Origin of the sequence: Klebsiella sp. OBRC7 (genome assembly GCF_000293135.1) — a bacterium.
GTDB classification, from domain to species: domain Bacteria; phylum Pseudomonadota; class Gammaproteobacteria; order Enterobacterales; family Enterobacteriaceae; genus Klebsiella; species Klebsiella michiganensis.
The window spans coordinates 88,042-103,820 of sequence record NZ_ALNJ01000037.1 but is presented as its reverse complement, the minus strand read 5'-3'; the positions used below and the strand labels follow the sequence as shown (position 1 = coordinate 103,820).

General features: G+C 57.9%; 14 protein-coding genes and 1 pseudogene. 8 read left to right on the top strand and 7 right to left on the bottom strand.

The genetic code is table 11. The annotated features are described in order from the left end of the window. Positions 1-148, bottom strand: a pseudogene (locus HMPREF1144_RS09930) (conjugal transfer protein TraB); the annotation flags it as partial. 322 nt (positions 149-470) lie between these two features. Here HMPREF1144_RS09930 and HMPREF1144_RS09925 point away from each other — a divergent pair. The 5 genes from HMPREF1144_RS09925 to HMPREF1144_RS09905 are packed head-to-tail and all read left to right on the top strand — an operon-like array spanning position 471 to position 5,808. Beyond that, positions 471-878, top strand: coding sequence for an ExbD/TolR family protein (locus HMPREF1144_RS09925; protein ID WP_009652625.1), 408 nt, complete (start codon positions 471-473; stop codon positions 876-878). A gap of 1 nt (position 879) precedes the next feature. Next, on the top strand, positions 880-1,623 hold the full coding sequence (locus tag HMPREF1144_RS09920) for an energy transducer TonB (protein ID WP_009652609.1): 744 nt from the start codon (positions 880-882) through the stop codon (positions 1,621-1,623). Positions 1,624-1,657: 34 nt separating this feature from the next. Beyond that, a complete protein-coding gene (locus HMPREF1144_RS09915) occupies positions 1,658-3,898 on the top strand; it encodes a TonB-dependent receptor family protein (RefSeq protein WP_004848383.1) in 2,241 nt (746 codons plus the stop codon). Positions 3,899-3,917: 19 nt separating this feature from the next. Further along, positions 3,918-4,565, top strand: coding sequence for a MotA/TolQ/ExbB proton channel family protein (locus HMPREF1144_RS09910; protein WP_004137930.1), 648 nt, complete (start codon positions 3,918-3,920; stop codon positions 4,563-4,565). After that, complete coding sequence (locus tag HMPREF1144_RS09905; protein WP_009652624.1) at positions 4,558-5,808, top strand: phospholipase D-like domain-containing protein; 1,251 nt, start codon at positions 4,558-4,560, stop codon at positions 5,806-5,808. Before HMPREF1144_RS09910 ends, HMPREF1144_RS09905 begins: the two co-directional genes overlap by 8 nt. Before the next feature lie 74 nt (positions 5,809-5,882). Here the strand turns inward: HMPREF1144_RS09905 and copA are convergent, their stop codons facing one another. After that, on the bottom strand, positions 5,883-8,384 hold the full coding sequence (gene copA, locus HMPREF1144_RS09900; protein WP_009652613.1) for a copper-exporting P-type ATPase CopA: 2,502 nt from the start codon (positions 8,382-8,384) through the stop codon (positions 5,883-5,885). Positions 8,385-8,490: 106 nt separating this feature from the next. Between copA and cueR the strand changes: the two genes are divergently transcribed. Next, complete coding sequence (gene cueR / locus HMPREF1144_RS09895) at positions 8,491-8,901, top strand: Cu(I)-responsive transcriptional regulator (RefSeq protein WP_004099697.1); 411 nt, start codon at positions 8,491-8,493, stop codon at positions 8,899-8,901. On the opposite strand, the gene HMPREF1144_RS09890 is transcribed toward cueR, so the two are convergent. From HMPREF1144_RS09890 to HMPREF1144_RS09875, 4 genes are read right to left on the bottom strand one after another with little or no spacing between them, the layout of a single operon-like run. Further along, entirely contained in the window at positions 8,898-9,614 is a 717-nt protein-coding gene (locus tag HMPREF1144_RS09890) for a DUF3142 domain-containing protein (protein WP_009652649.1), read from the bottom strand. The genes cueR and HMPREF1144_RS09890 overlap by 4 nt on opposite strands. Then, entirely contained in the window at positions 9,584-11,752 is a 2,169-nt protein-coding gene (locus tag HMPREF1144_RS09885) for a hypothetical protein (protein ID WP_009652638.1), read from the bottom strand. Before HMPREF1144_RS09885 ends, HMPREF1144_RS09890 begins: the two co-directional genes overlap by 31 nt. A 21-nt stretch (positions 11,753-11,773) precedes the next feature. Beyond that, entirely contained in the window at positions 11,774-12,232 is a 459-nt protein-coding gene (locus HMPREF1144_RS09880) for an NfeD family protein (protein ID WP_009652651.1), read from the bottom strand. Beyond that, positions 12,229-13,146, bottom strand: a complete 918-nt coding sequence (locus HMPREF1144_RS09875) for an SPFH domain-containing protein (RefSeq protein WP_004129981.1) — start codon at positions 13,144-13,146, stop codon at positions 12,229-12,231. Before HMPREF1144_RS09875 ends, HMPREF1144_RS09880 begins: the two co-directional genes overlap by 4 nt. Before the next feature lie 136 nt (positions 13,147-13,282). On the opposite strand from HMPREF1144_RS09875, the gene fetA reads away from it, so the two are divergent. After that, positions 13,283-13,963, top strand: coding sequence for an iron efflux ABC transporter ATP-binding subunit FetA (gene fetA, locus HMPREF1144_RS09870; RefSeq protein ID WP_004848402.1), 681 nt, complete (start codon positions 13,283-13,285; stop codon positions 13,961-13,963). Continuing rightward, positions 13,950-14,732 (top strand): iron efflux ABC transporter permease subunit FetB, encoded by a 783-nt coding sequence (fetB, locus tag HMPREF1144_RS09865; protein WP_004129987.1) that lies wholly within the window; start codon positions 13,950-13,952, stop codon positions 14,730-14,732. Before fetA ends, fetB begins: the two co-directional genes overlap by 14 nt. A 168-nt stretch (positions 14,733-14,900) precedes the next feature. On the opposite strand, the gene HMPREF1144_RS09860 is transcribed toward fetB, so the two are convergent. Beyond that, on the bottom strand, positions 14,901-15,755 hold the full coding sequence (locus tag HMPREF1144_RS09860; protein WP_004848408.1) for a co-chaperone YbbN: 855 nt from the start codon (positions 15,753-15,755) through the stop codon (positions 14,901-14,903). Between the last annotated feature and the right edge of the window lie 24 nt (positions 15,756-15,779).

The window sequence follows — 15,779 nt, the reverse complement described above, 5'->3', positions numbered from 1 at the left end:
GCGGCGACATGTCGCGGGTGCCCATATGAATACTGCCGACCAGGTGCAGATAGCGCTCGCCGGGAAGCGTGATATCCAGCGCGGGCCAGGAATAAGACGAGCCGACGGCGGCTTGCCACAGCATTTTTATTCGGTTTAACAGGCCCATACGTGCTCCGTAGTGTGAGGAAGCCATGCTAGCGCGCGGGGGGCTGGGGCGCAAGGGGACTCAACGTGCGCGACGGAAGAGGCGTTTTGCAATGTCACGAAAATAACAAAAAAATTTGATGTTCTCTTTTTCGTCATTTCTTTAATGACGTTTTTAAATTAATTATCACTTAAAAAACAATGTAATGACTATTTATAACGTGAATGACTATGGTGTTTTTTTCTCAAATATTCCTCGATTGTGATAATAAAATAAAAAATCTGTAACAAAAGATAAACAAAACGCTTCTATATTGGCCCCTTCAATTTTTGGGGGGAGTGACATGCGTAACTGGAGTGAGCCTAAAAAGAATAAAGCCCATATCGAGCTGATCCCGATGATCGATGTGATGATGTTTCTACTGGTTTTCTTTGTCCTGATTAGCCTGAATGTGATCCCGGCTCTGGGCTTGAAAACGCAGCTGCCGTCGGCCGGCAGCGCCCAACAGCTTAAACCGCAAAAAAAAGCCATTATCACCCTCGGTGCCGGCGACCAGCTGCAGCTTGATGGCCAGCCGCTGCCCCTGAATGCGCTGGTCAATACCCTGAAGCAACAGCAGCAGGAAAACCAAACCACCACCATTATCGTGAACAGCGATAAAGATGTTGCGGTGGAACGCCTGATCGCCGTGATGGATACCCTGCGTCAGGGTGGTTTCTTCTCCATTTCCATTGCCACACGGAAGCAGTGATATGTATCTGCTTTATCGCTCACGTCACGTTGTTAGCTGGCTACCCGCCCTCGTCGTCGCCGGATGTTTACTGTTTGTCAGCCAGCAGGCAGTGCTGCAGGTCAAACCGCATTACGACGATACGGTCATGGAACTGTCGCTGGCTGAACCCGAACCGCCGCAGCCGGAGCCTGTCCCGGAACCGCAGCCGGAAATACCGCCGCAAATTCAACCTGAGCCGGAACCGGAGGCGGTCGCTGAACCCGTCGTTCCTGCGCCAGAACCCATTATCCAGGCCAAACCGGTTGTTAAACCGAAAGCCAAACCCAGGCCCAAACCGATTGTGAAGGAAAACGCGCCGAAACCGCAGGCGATCGCGGCTCCGCAGCCCGCCGCCGTTCGTCGCCCGGTGAGTAAACCGGCCCCGCCGCCTTCTCCCCCGGCGCCGAAGGCGAACGTGCAGGCGGTGGAAAACGGCTATCTGCAGGCGCTGCGCCGGGAGCTGGAGCAGCGCAAGCGCTACCCGAGCGGCCGTCAGGCTTCGCTGGAGCGCCCGCAGGGCAACGTGGAGGTCTGGCTGGAGGTTGACCGCAGCGGCAGAGTGCTGGCTTCCGGTATTGCCAGCAGGGCGCCGAACATGCTGCTCAATCGCGCTGCGCTTAGTTCCCTGCAAAGCATCAGCCAGCTGAAGCCCTTTCCTGAAGAGGCTTTTGCCGGACAAAGCAGCAAAAAATTTACCGCGACGTTTAATTACCAGGCGCCATAAGCCTAATTAATCATTTGTTTTTACAGGAAAAGAAATGAAAAACTTTAATTATTCCGGGATTGCGTTAGCCGTGGTGTCGGCCCTGTTATCGGGGGCCTCGCTGGCGGCGGAAAGCAGCGACGTGGGGGAGATTAACGTTAAGGGGCAATCGCTCGGCGGCGGTCTGATGGTGCAGGAAGACAGCGGCAAAGCGCGTTCCACCCTGACCAAAGAGGCGATGGAAAAAGCCCCCGGCGCCAGCAACGCTATCGACATGCTGAAATATACGCCGGGAATGAACGTCAACAGCAATGACGCCAGCGGCCTGAGCGGTATCGACTACACCATGCGCGGGATGAACTCGGATCAGATCGGCCTGTCGATGGACGGCATCCCGATTAACGACTCGGGCAACTATGCGGTCTACCCCAACCTGCTGGGCGACGCGGAAAACCTTGAGCAGATCTTTGTCACCCAGGGCTCTTCCGAGGCTGACGGCCCGCATATTGGTTCCAGCGGCGGTAATATTGGCCTTGTGACAAAGCGTCCCTCAAAGGAGTTTGGCGGCTTCGTCAAACAAACGCTCGGCAGCCATAACCTCAGCAAAACTTTCGCTCGTCTGGAGACCGGGGAGTACAACGGTTTTAGCAACTGGCTCTCGTACTCGCATACTGAAGCCAAAAAATGGCGCGGGGAGGGGCGTAATTATTCCGATAAGTTCGAAATGAACTCGCTGTACGAGGATGGCAACGGCAACAGCAGCAACCTGATCATGAAGTATAACCGTCAGGATAACAGCAACTATAACACCCTGAGTAAAGCGCAGTTCGAAGAAGACCCGCGTCAGGACTACTCGACCACCCCGGTCTACAACAGCAAAGGTCAACTGAGCAAATATTACAAGCTGAACCGTAATCCGTTTGAAACCTTCACCCTCTCTTTTGCCCAGCGCTTACAGCTGCGCGATAACCTCGCGTTGACCGTTCAGCCCTATTACTACTGGGGTAACGGCGGCAGCTTTACCGGACAAACGGCCTCGGTGCTGTCCAATACGTCTGATACCGCCGGACAGTACGATCTCAGCAACCTGACTTCCAATACCTACTACCGGCCTTCGTGGACCCAGACCTGGCGGCCGGGCGTTACTACGAAATTGAAGTGGGATATTAACGACGAACACAGCCTGGATATTGGCTACTGGTACGAGCGCGCGCGTCAGTCGCAGACCCAGCCGTTTATTAGCATTCAGGACGATGGCAACCCGGCGAACGTTTCCGGAAAACCGGGCGGTTCCGATCAGGTTAAAGATGCGAACGGCAATACGGTACAGGGGCGTAACCAGTACACGGTGACTCCTGCGCACAAAGTATGGCTTCAGGACAGCTGGTTCGTGACGCCGGACTGGACGCTGGTGGGCGGGCTGGCTTATCAGTATGTTGAACGTAAAGGCGATAATAAAGGCAGCCTGTATAGCGCTGCGGAAAAACGCCAGGCGACCTACCATGAATTCCTGCCGAACTTTAGCATCAGCTATAAGCCGGATAGTGAAAATCAGCTGTTCTATAACCTGACGCGCAACATGCGTACACCACCCAACTACGTGCTCTACAACGTCGGCGATTCGATCAGCACCAAACCTGAGCTGAGCTGGAACCATGAGCTGGGCTGGCGTTTTCAGCGCGAAGATATGTTGCTGAGCGCGACGCTGTTCTATATGCGCTATACCGACCGGCAGATTTCGACCACCAATGCGGATGGTGACTACGAAATGATGAACATCGGCAGCGTGGAGAGTAAAGGTCTGGAGCTGGAGTGGAGCGGTAAGCTGCCGTACAACTTCAACTACTACACCTCTTATACCTACACCCATTCCGAACAAAAAGACGACATTGTGAGCAACGGCGGACATCCGCTGCCAACGGCGGGCAAAACGGTGCCAAACGTACCGAAAAACATGCTTAACGCGTCGCTGGGCTATGACGATGGTCTCTACTACGGCAGCTTCGGCGGCAAATACGTCAGTTCGTTCTACGGCGATTTGACCAACGACGAAAAAATCGGCGGGCGCACGGTCTTTGATGTCGCCGCGGGCGTGCATCTGCCGGTGGATAAAAAGATTGTCAAAAGCGCCACCCTGCGCTTTGGCATCGATAACCTGTTCGATAAACAGTACCTGACCTCCGTCCGCTCGACGACTTTTAACGCGGCGGCTTACGACGGCGTGAAGGCCAGTACCCCGTACTACAACGTTGGCGAAGAGCGCACCTTTAGCGTCTCGCTGGAAGCAACCTTTTAATTAACCGGAGGGCACTCTGATGGATGCCAATCTGATTCACGATATTATTTTCTACGTTATGTACGCCGCGCTGGCGATCGCCGTGGTGATACTGGTTGAACGCGGCCTCTATTTTTCGTGGGCCCAGCGTCAGGCTTTGCGCTTTGAAAAGGCGCTGACGCCGGACGTTCGTCGCGCGTCGGATCTGCCGGAATCGCTGACCGGCCGCAGTAGCCTCCCGCTGACCCTCATTCTGCCGGTGCTGGAGAAAAAGCAGACGGCGGAAGACCGTGAGGCGATGAGCGATCTGATCGACGCTCAGTATCTGCTCAGCAAACCGCAGATGTCGCGTGGGCTGTGGATGCTTGAAACTGTTGTCACCGCCGCGCCGCTGTTGGGCCTGCTGGGGACGATCCTCGGTATTATGGATACCTTTAAGGCCCTTTCCGCCTCCGGCGTCTCCGATGCCAGCATGGTTTCTGCGGGTATGGGAACCGCCCTGTACGCCACCGGCCTGGGCATTGCGATTGCGCTGCTGTGCCTGGTGGGCAATAACTATTTGCAAAGCCGCATGGAGCGAATCAACGAACTGCTGAAGGTGCTGCTGATCCGCGCCGGCAGCCCGGTCAGCCGTCCGGAGCAGGGCGGCAAACGCTGGGAAGGCCACGAGGCGCAGCGCTATGCCTGAACATAGTCAATGCGGGTGGCCAACTGGCCGCCTGATGAGCGTGCTGGCGGGGAGCTGGATGCTGTTAAGCCATCCGGTATGGGCGGCGTTCTCTATACCCGGCTACGAGCTGGTGTATAACGCGCCGCAGGAAACCACCTTACAGGATAACGATTTACGTCACGCCGCCGAAGTCTGGCAGCAGATGTTCGATGCGGCGCGCAGCCATATCGATCTGGCGCAGTTTTATGTGGCGAATGAAAAAGGCTCTCTGCTGGATGGGGTTCTGGCACGTCTGCGGGCCGCCGGGGAGCGTGGAGTAAAAATTCGTTTTCTGATGGAGGAGAAGGGCGTGGGCCTTTCAACGCCGGAAACGCTGACGGCCCTGAAAGCGATCCCGAATCTGGAGCTGAGGGTGATCCCGTTCCATCGGCTGACCGACGGTATTGTTCACGCCAAGTATCTGCTGGTGGATGGCAAAGAGGCTTTTGTCGGTAGCCAGAATTTTGACTGGCGCGCGCTGGAACAGATCCAGGAGACCGGTCTGCGCATCAGCGATCCGCAAACGGTGCAGCAGATTCAGGCTATTTTCGATCAGGACTGGCAGGCGCAAGCTCTGCTGGCGGAGGGTAAGACGGTACCGAAGCCGCCGCGGCAAGCGGTAGCGTCGGCCCCGCAGGGCAATTATCTGGTTGCCAGCCCGCGCGATTATAACCCGAGCGGGGTGATAGATTCGCAGGTGGCGCTGCCGAGGCTGCTGGCGAGCGCCAAATCGCGGATCCGGGTGCAGGTGATGGACTATGCGCCGCTGGCGTGGGGAGAAAAGGGAAGCCGGCCCTTTTATGCGCCCATTGATAACGCCCTGCGCAGCGCGGCAGCCCGCGGCGTACAGGTGGAGCTGATGGTGGCGAACTGGAACCTGAAAAAGCCGGAGGTATTCTGGCTGAAGAGTCTCTCTCTGGTGCCAAACGTTCAGCTAAAAGTGGTGACCATACCTCCCGCCAGCCGAGGGTTTATCCCCTTTGCCAGGGTGGTACACAGTAAGCTGATGACCATCGACGGTACGACGGCGTGGATCGGAACCAGCAACTGGAGCGGAGGCTATTTCGATAACTCACGCAACCTTGAGCTGGTGCTGAATAATGCGTCGATGGCCGCGCGCGTGGACGCGCTTTACAGCCAGCTGTGGAATAGCCGCTATGCGGCACCGATCAAGGTCGATTTTGATTATCCGCTTCCGCATCCTGGCCGCGAGTTCGAATAGATAGATCGGCTGAGGCTTCCCCTCTCCCGAAGGGGGAGAGGAGAAGCCTGTTTTCGCCCTAGCCAGAGGCTGCCTTATTCTTTGGGCTTATAGCGCAGCAGGCGGTTGGCGTTGCTCACGACGGTAATCGAAGAGAGCGCCATGGCCGCGCCCGCCACCACCGGGTTGAGCAGCGTTCCGGTCAGCGGCCACAGGATCCCGGCGGCAATCGGAATGCCCAGCGAGTTATAAACAAATGCCCCCAGCAGGTTCTGCTTCATATTACGCAGCGTGGCTTTGGCGATGTCCAGCGCATCGGCAACGCCGTTCAGGCTATGGCGCATCAGGGTAATCGCTGCCGTCTCAATGGCGACATCGCTGCCGCCGCCCATGGCGATCCCCACATCGGCCTGCGCCAGCGCGGGCGCATCGTTGATACCGTCGCCGATCATCGCCACCTGATGCCCTTCGCTTTGCAGGCGCTTAATCGCATCGGCTTTCCCGTCCGGCAGCACTCCGGCAATCACTTCATCAATGCCCGCCTCTTTGGCGATAGCGTGGGCGGTGGTGGGGTTATCTCCGGTCAGCATCACCAGACGATAGCCCTGGCGGTGCAGCCTGGCTAATGCCGCCACGCTATCTTCGCGCAGCGGGTCGCGGATGGCGAACAGTGCCGCCGCCTGACCACCCACCGCCAGCAGCACCGGCGTGGCACCCTGTGACGCCTGGGCGGTCATGTCGTCTTCTATTTCAGCCGTTGCAATCTTGTGCTCATTAAGCAGCGCCTGGTTGCCGAGTAGCAGACGGCGGCCTTCGGCTTCGCCGCTGACCCCCAGCCCGCGCAGCGTACGGAAGTTTTCTACCGCAGGCAGGCGCTGGTCAGCGGCTTTGTCGAGAATGGCGCGCGCCAGCGGATGGCTGGAACCTTGCTCCAGAGACGCCGCCAGACGCAGAGCGGTGGACTCATCCATGGCGGTAAAGGTTTTTATCGCCACCACCTGCGGTTTACCCTCGGTCAGGGTACCAGTTTTATCAAAGACCAGCGTATCGAGGGTGCTGGCACGCTGCAGCGCATCGGCGTCGCGCACCAGTACGCCGTACTCCGCCGCGCGGCCCACGCCGGAGATAATCGACATCGGCGTTGCCAACCCCAGGGCGCACGGACAGGCGATAATCAGCACCGTGGTGGCGATCACCAGGGTATAGACAATTTGCGGCGCCGGGCCAAAAAAGTACCAGATTGCGGCGCTGAACAGGGCTATCGCCACAACAGCCGGGACGAACACGGCGGAGATTTTGTCCGCCAGCTGGCCGATTTCAGGTTTACTGCTCTGCGCCTGGCGCACCATGCGGATAATGCGCGCCAGGGTGGTTTGACTGCCGACGGCGCTGGCGATAAACAGTACGCTGCCGTCCTGCACTACGGTCCCGGCATGAACGGGGTCACCGTCGCCTTTTTGCTGCGGCACCGGCTCGCCGGTGAGCATCGCTTCATCGAACCAGGCTTCGCCCTGGCTAATGACCCCGTCGACCGGTACGCGATCGCCGGTGGTCAGACGCAGGATCATTCCCGCCTGAACCTCAGCCAGCGGCAGATCTTTTTCGCCTTCGTCGGTGACCACCCTCGCTGACGGCGGGGTTAAATCGAGCAGTTTTTCCAGCGCTTTCGAAGAGCGCTGGCGCGCGCGGGCTTCCAGCATATGGCCGAGGTTAATCAGACCGATAATCATCGCGCTGGCTTCATAATAAAGGTGGCGGGCTTCCATCGGAAACCACTGCGGCCACAGGTTGACGCTCATTGAATAGAGCCAGGCGACGCCGGTACCCAGCGCCACCAGCGTATCCATGGTCGCGGTGCCGTTTTTCAGGCTTTTCCACGCGCTGCGGTAGAAATGGCCGCCGGCAAAGATCATCACCGCCAGGGTGACAACACCGATAGCCAGCCACAGGGAGCGGTTATCATCGCTGACCATCATATTGTCGCCGATCATTCCCCAGCCCATGACCGGAATACCAACCAGCAGGGCGACGATAGCCTGCCAGCGGAAGCGCTTCATTGTGGCGACGGCGGTTTCCTGCTGGCGCTCTCGGCGTTCGAGGTCGTCTTCGATAGCTTCCGCGCCGTAGCCCGCTTTCTCTACGGCCTGGACTAATTCTGCGGCGGACGCGCTGCCCATCACCAGCGCAGTGCGTTCCGCCAGGTTGACCCGCGCCTGCGAGACGCCCGGCACCGCGGCGAGCGCGTGTTGTACCCGGGATACGCAGCTGGCGCAGCTCATGCCGTTGATTAACAGCTGCTGGCTGTCATCTTCGTCACGGGCTGCCGGAAGCTCAGAGGTGGCCGCTGTCAGCGCTTCCGGCGGGATTGATGATTCTGCCAGCGGTTTAGCCTTTGGGTGGCTGAGCTCCGCGCCGTATCCGGCCTGTTTAATGGTCTCAATCAGCGCTTCCGCGCTGGCGCTGCCCGTGACGTGGGCTTCGGTAACGGTGACTTCCGCCTGCTCAACGTCAGGACGCTGCTCCAGACTCTCTTTCACCCGTTTAACGCAGTGGCCGCAGGAGAGGCCATCAAGCACGAGGTCGATAGTGGTAGACATACATAACTCCTGAATAAATTTCCGGTTAATGATTGACCGAACACACTCTTTCATCGAGTATTAACAAGGTTAAACCTTCCAGCAAGGGGAAGGTCAAGGGGGAAAGATGAATATTAGCGATGTGGCGAAAAAGACCGGCTTAACCAGCAAAGCGATCCGTTTTTACGAGGAGAAGGGGCTGGTGACGCCGCCGCTGCGTAGCGAAAACGGCTACCGCAGCTACAGCCAGCAGCATCTGGATGAACTGACCCTGCTGCGCCAGGCGCGCCAGGTGGGGTTTAATCTGGAAGAGTGTCGCGAGCTGATATTCCTGTTCAACGATCCCTCGCGGCACAGCGCCGACGTGAAACGCCGGACGCTGGAGAAAGTCGCGGAAATTGAGCGGCATATCAGCGAGCTGCAGGGCATGCGTACGCAGCTGCTGGCGCTGGCGGACTCCTGCCCCGGCGATGACAGCGCGGATTGCCCGATCATTGATAATCTCTCAGGCTGCTGTCACCGCAAGGTGCAGGCTTAACGCCGCGTCGGGTTGAACATAAAGACCACCGTGCCGCGGTAGTAGGGGGAGTCATTCAGCTGCATTTCCGCCTGCCGATCGCGTCTGCCGTTTTGCACCAGCCCGAGTTTGAACGGGATACGCAGCCGGCTGAGCGCGGGGAGATAGTCCTGATAATTCGCCACCGTGCGGCGTCCTTGATAGCTTTGCACCACCAGTTCATCAACTGCAAGCGCGTTCAGTGTGGCAATATCGCCGGTTTTAGCCCAGTCCAGCAGTCCCGTTACCCCCAGCGCGAACTCTGGCGGCAGCTGCTGGCGTAGCTGTTGCAAAAATTGGGCGTAGTCGGCGAGCTGATATGTGGCTGCGTCAAAATCAACCTGCAGACCAACCACCTGATTGCCAGCCGCCCGCCAGCGCTGCATCAGGCGTACGATCCGCGGCACAATCGTCTGTGGTACATCAAGTGTGGTAAACCGGACGGTAAGCCAGATTGCGGGAAACGTCAGGCGGCTGACCGGCAGGCCGAGGCGCTGGAATATGACCTCGCCCGCGCGCGTCAGCACCTCGCCCTGATGCAGATACACCGTCTGCGCGTTCTGCAGATCGTTGCTGGCTTTCACCCCGGACCACAGCCAGAAGGCGGAATGCTGGTGCGCATCCACGCGCTCTGCCGCCTGCGCTGACCCGGACAGCAGCGCGATTACCAGTAATATTTGAGTTTTTGCGCCCACGGGCTTCCCGGATACTGCGTTTTCAACTGCGTGAACCAGCCCTTACGCTGCAGTTTTTCGACATCTTCGCCGCCGCATTCGTTGCTACCGGAGGGGGCGTAACAGAGAATCGCCCGATAGAGCGCATAGCTTTTATCTTCCGGCTCCGCTTTCGGCGAGGTGATAATCTGCTGGTAATAGCTTTGGCGATCGTACTGTCCCAGAGGCTGCTGGCGGTTGATGGCGGCCTCGAGCATATCGTTGCCGGCGTGGTCTTTCCACAGATCAACATGCGTCCGCGTGGTGCGGAAGAACTCGCCCAGGCAGTTAAGCGCATGGGCATCATCGGCGTTTTTACTGAGCACGGTGACGGTGTCATCCAGGCTGCGGCAGGCATAACCGGCTTCGGCCGCCTCGCCATCCCAGTCGAAGCTGCTAAGGTTGACGTCGTTAAAGGCCTCGCTAATTACCGGCTGGGTAATGGCGGTGGCGAGCTTTTTGTCGTTCAGCCAGTCGCTGAAACGGCTTTCCGTGAGATCCCGCACCAGCAGCGTATGCAGAGCGACAGTACGTTCTTCGTTATTGGGACCGTTGGCCGCCTGTTGGCGTAGCAGTTCAGGCGAGGCCTGGGTTTTCAGCACTCGGGAGCGAAAGCGTAGATTGGTCACCGGGCTATCGGCGGCAAAGATAGCCGCCGCGTTACCGCTGTAGACCAGCGTTGCCGCCAGTTTTGCCTGGATATACTGCTGTTGCTCGGGGTTTTGGCTAAGCTGTAGCAGCTGCTGCCAAAAATCGCGCGCCGCGGGCCACTGTGTTTGTCCCATTAGCGCTTCGCCGTAAAGGACCTGTTCGCTGAAGGCGAGAATATCATTCGCCGGCAGCGTTTTCGCCGGCGTGACAGCCTGCAGGATGGCGGCATCGTTGCCCGTCGCGCTCCACAGCTGCAGCTGCAGGTCGCGCCACAGCGGCAGATTTCCGCTCTTCTCAAACGCCGCTTTGCTGGCGTCAAGCTGTGTCTGGGTTAAGGTTGGCTTATTGTCAGCATTCAGGCGCAGGGCGCGGAGAAGTTCGACATAGCTGACCTGCAGCGCGTCCGGGAATGCTGCCAGAACGGGCTGCGCGTAGAACGGCATGCCGAAGACATTATCATATTCACTCACCAGTCTACGCAGCTCCCCGGCGTCGGCAGCCTGCCGGAAGGCCTGCTCATAGAGTCCGGCCAGCTGCGGCCACGCCTGCAGATACCAGTTAATGCGGCGCAGCATATTGCGCGCGGAGTCGGCATAAAGCCCTGCGGGCCAGCGTTGCAAATAGGCTTGAGCTTCTTTTTGCGCCTGTGCGGCATCATCACGATTGATCCGCGCAATATCAAAATCGCCGTACTGCCCGACGCTGTTCTGGCTACTTTTGTTGAGCGCCGTGCGCATCAGCATATATTGCGCGGTCTCGCTCAGCCAGGGCTGCTGACTCTCCAGCAACAGGGTGAAATCGTGGGTCGCGGCGGGGTAATTGCCGCCGTAGAAGTGGGCGATACCGGAAAGGTAATAAGCGAATAAGTCGGCGTCCGCATCTGCCGGGAAGCTATTAAGGATATCAGCAACTGCGGTGATATTGGCGCCATAAAACAGTTTCAGCCGCGCCAGCGCGAGGTCATGGCGCTGCTGCGGGGTCACAGAGGGCGCGGCGAGCAGGGCGGCGTTGAACTGGCTGACGGCGGCAAGGGTGTTGCTGACAAAGCGGTTTTCCAGTTCATAGTCGGATGTTCCCAGCCGTTCAGCCGAATCGGCCGGCATGACCTGCGCCGGATCGATATTCAGCGCCGCCATTTGTTGGATGAAGGTTTCATCTTCGCGTTGCGCCGGCGGCGCGGGAGGAAGCGACGCGCTATCCCACTCAGGATGCCAGGCGAAGTAAACATCGCGGGTACGGCTGACATCAGCGGGAATGGCCTGAACGGGCAGGGCGAAAGATTTCGCTTCGCTCAGCAGGCGCAACAGATTATCGCGAGAATCGTTTCCCGGGGTGAGGATTGGGTCGCCTTTTAGCAGGCATAGCGGGTCGCTCCACGAGCAATCTTCGATATCAGCAGAAGCATATGCCTGAGCGGCTGCCGCGAGCAGGGCGCAGAGCGAAAGGGTAAACGCTGTCTTCCTGACCATGACGGATGTCCTGTGGCGTTATTATTGTGATACGGCTCTTATATGTAGGGTGATGCCTTCGATGGCGACCACTTCAACCTTGCTGCCCGCCGCGAGGTCGTCATCGGCAATGACCGGCCATGAACTGTCGCCCACGCGAACGTGTCCGCGGCCGTTAACCAGCGCCGTTTCCAGCGTAAAGCGGCGGCCAAGCAGCTGCTGCCCGCGCTGATTAAGCTGAGCGTCCGCCGGCTTCTGGCGCTTAACGCGGTTACGCAGCCAGCGCGACCACAGCCAGGCCGCCAGCAGGGTCAGGACGGCAAACAGCGTACCCTGCCACTCCCAGCTCAACGGCAGCATCCAGACCAGTAGCCCGGTTACGACGCCGGCAATGCCGCTCCACAGCAGATAACCGTTGCCGCCGAGCATTTCCGCCGCCAGCAGCAGCCCGCCGAGGCTGAGCCAGAAAATATGCGGGTGGGCGAGAATCAGCGCGATCATGATTTTTTCTGCGCGCCAGCGCCTTCTTTAAGCAGCTCGCCGATCCCGGCGATGGAGCCCATCAGGCTGCTGGCGTCGAGCGGCATCAGCACCACTTTACTGTTGTTGGCCGCGCCAATTTGCTGCAGCGCATCGGTATATTTCTGCGCGACAAAGTAGTTGATGGCCTGAATGTCGCCGGAGGCGATAGCGGATGAGACCATCTGCGTAGCGCGCGCTTCCGCTTCCGCGGAACGTTCGCGCGCCTCTGCCTGTAAAAACGCCGACTGACGCTCGCCTTCGGCTTTGAGGATCTGCGACTGCTTCTCGCCCTCGGCTTTTAAAATTTCCGCCTGACGTATCCCTTCGGCCTCAAGAATATAGGCGCGCTTGGTTCGCTCGGCTTTCATCTGGGCGTTCATTGAGGCGATAAGCTCCGCCGGTGGGCGTACGTCGCGGATCTCAACGCGGGTGATTTTGATGCCCCACGGGTTGGTCGCTTCATCGACAATATGCAGCAGGCGGGTGTTGATGCTGTCGCGCTGGGAGAGCATTTCGTCCAGCTCCATGGAGCCCAGCACGGTACGAATGTTGGTCATGGTCAGGTTGATGATCGCCAGCTCGAGGTTGCTGACTTCATAGGCGGCTTTCGGCGCGTCGATGACCTGAATAAAGCACACCGCATCAATGGTGACGTTGGCGTTATCGCGCGAAATCACCTCCTGCGAAGGGATATCGAGCACTTGCTCCATCATATTAATTTTGCGCCCGATACGATCCATAAAGGGCACCACCAGGCTCATCCCCGGCTGCAGCGTTTGCGTATAGCGGCCAAAGCGCTCTACCGTCCACTGGTAGCCCTGAGGAACGATTTTTACCGCCGCTCCGACGATAACCAGCGCGACGAAAATAAGAATGGGGATAAAAATCAGCATCAAAAACCTCCTGTCTTGTTGCCTGTTGATGCGCCGGGAGAGTGGCGCGCGTTTAACCAGAGTATATCTTTCCGCGCATCCGGGTGAAAGAAAAGTGGAGTAAACTAGAGGCGTTGTCGAAAAACTGGGAATAATAATGACCGAAAGTAACGCTATTTTGCGCCTGGATAATGTGGGTTTTCAGGCCGATGGAGTGACCATCCTTAATGAGATGAGTTTTCAGCTCAGGGCAGGGGAATTTAAGCTGATTACCGGCCCTTCCGGCTGCGGAAAAAGCACGTTATTAAAAATAATCGCTTCGCTGCTGAGCCCCACCGCGGGAAGCATTTTCTTCGCCGGTAAAAACATTAATGACTTAACCCCGGAAACCTATCGTCAGCAGGTTTCCTACTGCGCGCAAACCCCGGCGCTGTTCGGCGATTCAGTGTATGACAACCTGGTCTTCCCGTGGCAGATCCGTCATCAACAGCCGGATCCCAACGCGCTGGTCGCCGATCTGCTGCGCTTCGGGCTGGCGGAGAATACGCTGGAAAAGTCAATCAATGAACTTTCGGGCGGGGAAAAGCAGCGCGTTTCGTTGATTCGCAATCTGCAGTTTTTACCGCAGGTGCTGCTGCTCGATGAAATTACCAGCGCGCTGGACGAGAGCAATAAAAAAAACGTGAATGAGATTATCCATCGCTACACGACCGAAAAAAATATCGCCGTTCTGTGGGTCACTCACGATAGCAATGAAATTGCCCATGCGGATGAAGTGATTACCCTAAAGCCTGCCGGCGGAAAAGCGCAGGAGGAGAAAAAAAATGAACGGGCATAATATTACTAACGAATCGCTGGCGCTCTCCATGGTTCTGGTGCTGGTGGCGATCGTGGTCAGCTACCGGGAAAAGCTGGCGCTGGAAAAAGATATTATCTGGAGTATCTGCCGGGCGATTGTGCAACTGATTATCGTCGGCTACGTGCTGAAATATATCTTTAACGTTAATCACGCCGTGCTGACGCTGCTGATGGTGCTGTTTATCTGCTTTAACGCGGCGTGGAATGCGAAAAAGCGCAGCAAATATATCGATAAAGCCTTTGTTTCTTCGTTTATCGCGATAACCACCGGCGCCGGATTAACCCTGGCGGTGCTGGTTTTTTCCGGATCGATTGCGTTTGTGCCGATGCAGGTGATTCCGATTGCCGGGATGGTGGCCGGTAACGCGATGGTGGCGGTCGGGCTGTGCTACAACAACATGGGGCAGCGTTTCAGCAGCGAGCAGCAGCAGATCCAGGAGAAGCTGAGCCTGGGCGCGACGCCGAAGATGGCTTCCGCAAGGCTTATCCGCGATAGCATTCGCGCCGCGCTGATCCCGACGGTAGATTCGGCGAAAACGGTGGGGCTGGTGAGCCTGCCGGGGATGATGTCGGGGCTGATTTTCGCCGGGATTGATCCGGTAAAAGCGATTAAGTACCAGATTATGGTGACGTTTATGCTGCTGTCGACCGCCAGCCTGTCAACGATTATCGCCGGGTATCTGACCTACCTGAAGTTCTTTAATGCTCGCCATCAGCTGGTGGTGACGCAGTTGAAAAAACGCGCGTAACCTTTCCCCGGGTTGCGGCGTAAACGCCTTACCCGGGCTACTTGCCCGCAGGCGGCGGTGAACCTGTATCCCGGGTTGAGGCGTAAACGCCTTACCCGGGCTACCCGCCCGCAGGTGGCGGTGAGCCTGTAGCCCGGCTAAGCGCAGCGCGAGCCGGGGTTGTTGCAATTAGTACAGCAGAGAGTAGAGCTGACGGCGGTACTTCGCGGCCAGCGCGTCACCGGTGCCGAGTGCGGAGAGGATCTCCTGCAGCATCTTGCGAACCTCGCCGTTTCCGGCGCCTAAATCTTTTTGCAGATGGCTGAACAGCAGCGCCAGCGCCTCTTCGTTACGCCCAACCTGATGCAGCTGTAATGCCAGCTGGGAGGCCAGCGCCGCGTCTTCCGGGTTCTGCTCTACCTGTTGCTGCAGCTGCTGAATTTCCGGCGTGTCGGCGGCTTTTTTCAGCAGCTCGATCTGCGCTACCAGCCCCTGATAGCGGGTATCCTGATCCTGCAGCGGCACGGTTTTCAGCACCGTTTCCGCTTCATCGGAACGGTGCAGGGCAATCAGCGTTTCCGCCAGCAGCAGGCCAATCTGGCTCTCCTGGTTCGACAGCTGCCAGGCGTCTTTCAGCAGCGGCAGCGCTTCGGCGTAGTTCTCTTCCTCCATCAGCGCCAGCGCCTGCTGCGCTTTGAGCTCCTCTTCGCGCGGCAGGAACTTATCCAGCAGCGCGCGCACCGCTTCTTCCGGCTGCGGGCCTTCGAAGCCGTCGACCGGCTGACCGTTCTGGAACAGGTAAACCGTAGGGATTGCGCGCAGGCCAAACTGCGAAGCCAGCATTTGTTCGGCATCGCAGTCAACTTTAGCGAGGGTAAACAGGCCGTTGTACTGGGCGGCGAGGCTCTCCAGTACCGGCGTCAGCTGCTCGCAATGTTGGCTGCGCGCGGACCAGAAATAGAACAGCACCGGCGTTGTCGCGGACTGCTGTAGCGTCTGGTGTAGGTTAGCTTCGGTAATATTGACAATATTCTGTGCGGACATGAGCAAGTCTCTTTAATCGATATT

Coding starts and splice junctions, on each gene's coding strand:
- fetB (WP_004129987.1), top strand. CDS start 13,950: ATGAACGGGCATAATATTACTAACGAATCGCTGGCGCTCTCCATGGTT.
- HMPREF1144_RS09875 (WP_004129981.1), bottom strand. CDS start 13,146: ATGCTGATTTTTATCCCCATTCTTATTTTCGTCGCGCTGGTTATCGTC.
- HMPREF1144_RS09905 (WP_009652624.1), top strand. CDS start 4,558: ATGCCTGAACATAGTCAATGCGGGTGGCCAACTGGCCGCCTGATGAGC.
- copA (WP_009652613.1), bottom strand. CDS start 8,384: ATGTCTACCACTATCGACCTCGTGCTTGATGGCCTCTCCTGCGGCCAC.
- HMPREF1144_RS09925 (WP_009652625.1), top strand. CDS start 471: ATGCGTAACTGGAGTGAGCCTAAAAAGAATAAAGCCCATATCGAGCTG.
- HMPREF1144_RS09860 (WP_004848408.1), bottom strand. CDS start 15,755: ATGTCCGCACAGAATATTGTCAATATTACCGAAGCTAACCTACACCAG.
- HMPREF1144_RS09910 (WP_004137930.1), top strand. CDS start 3,918: ATGGATGCCAATCTGATTCACGATATTATTTTCTACGTTATGTACGCC.
- fetA (WP_004848402.1), top strand. CDS start 13,283: ATGACCGAAAGTAACGCTATTTTGCGCCTGGATAATGTGGGTTTTCAG.
- HMPREF1144_RS09880 (WP_009652651.1), bottom strand. CDS start 12,232: ATGATCGCGCTGATTCTCGCCCACCCGCATATTTTCTGGCTCAGCCTC.
- HMPREF1144_RS09915 (WP_004848383.1), top strand. CDS start 1,658: ATGAAAAACTTTAATTATTCCGGGATTGCGTTAGCCGTGGTGTCGGCC.
- HMPREF1144_RS09885 (WP_009652638.1), bottom strand. CDS start 11,752: ATGGTCAGGAAGACAGCGTTTACCCTTTCGCTCTGCGCCCTGCTCGCG.
- cueR (WP_004099697.1), top strand. CDS start 8,491: ATGAATATTAGCGATGTGGCGAAAAAGACCGGCTTAACCAGCAAAGCG.
- HMPREF1144_RS09920 (WP_009652609.1), top strand. CDS start 880: ATGTATCTGCTTTATCGCTCACGTCACGTTGTTAGCTGGCTACCCGCC.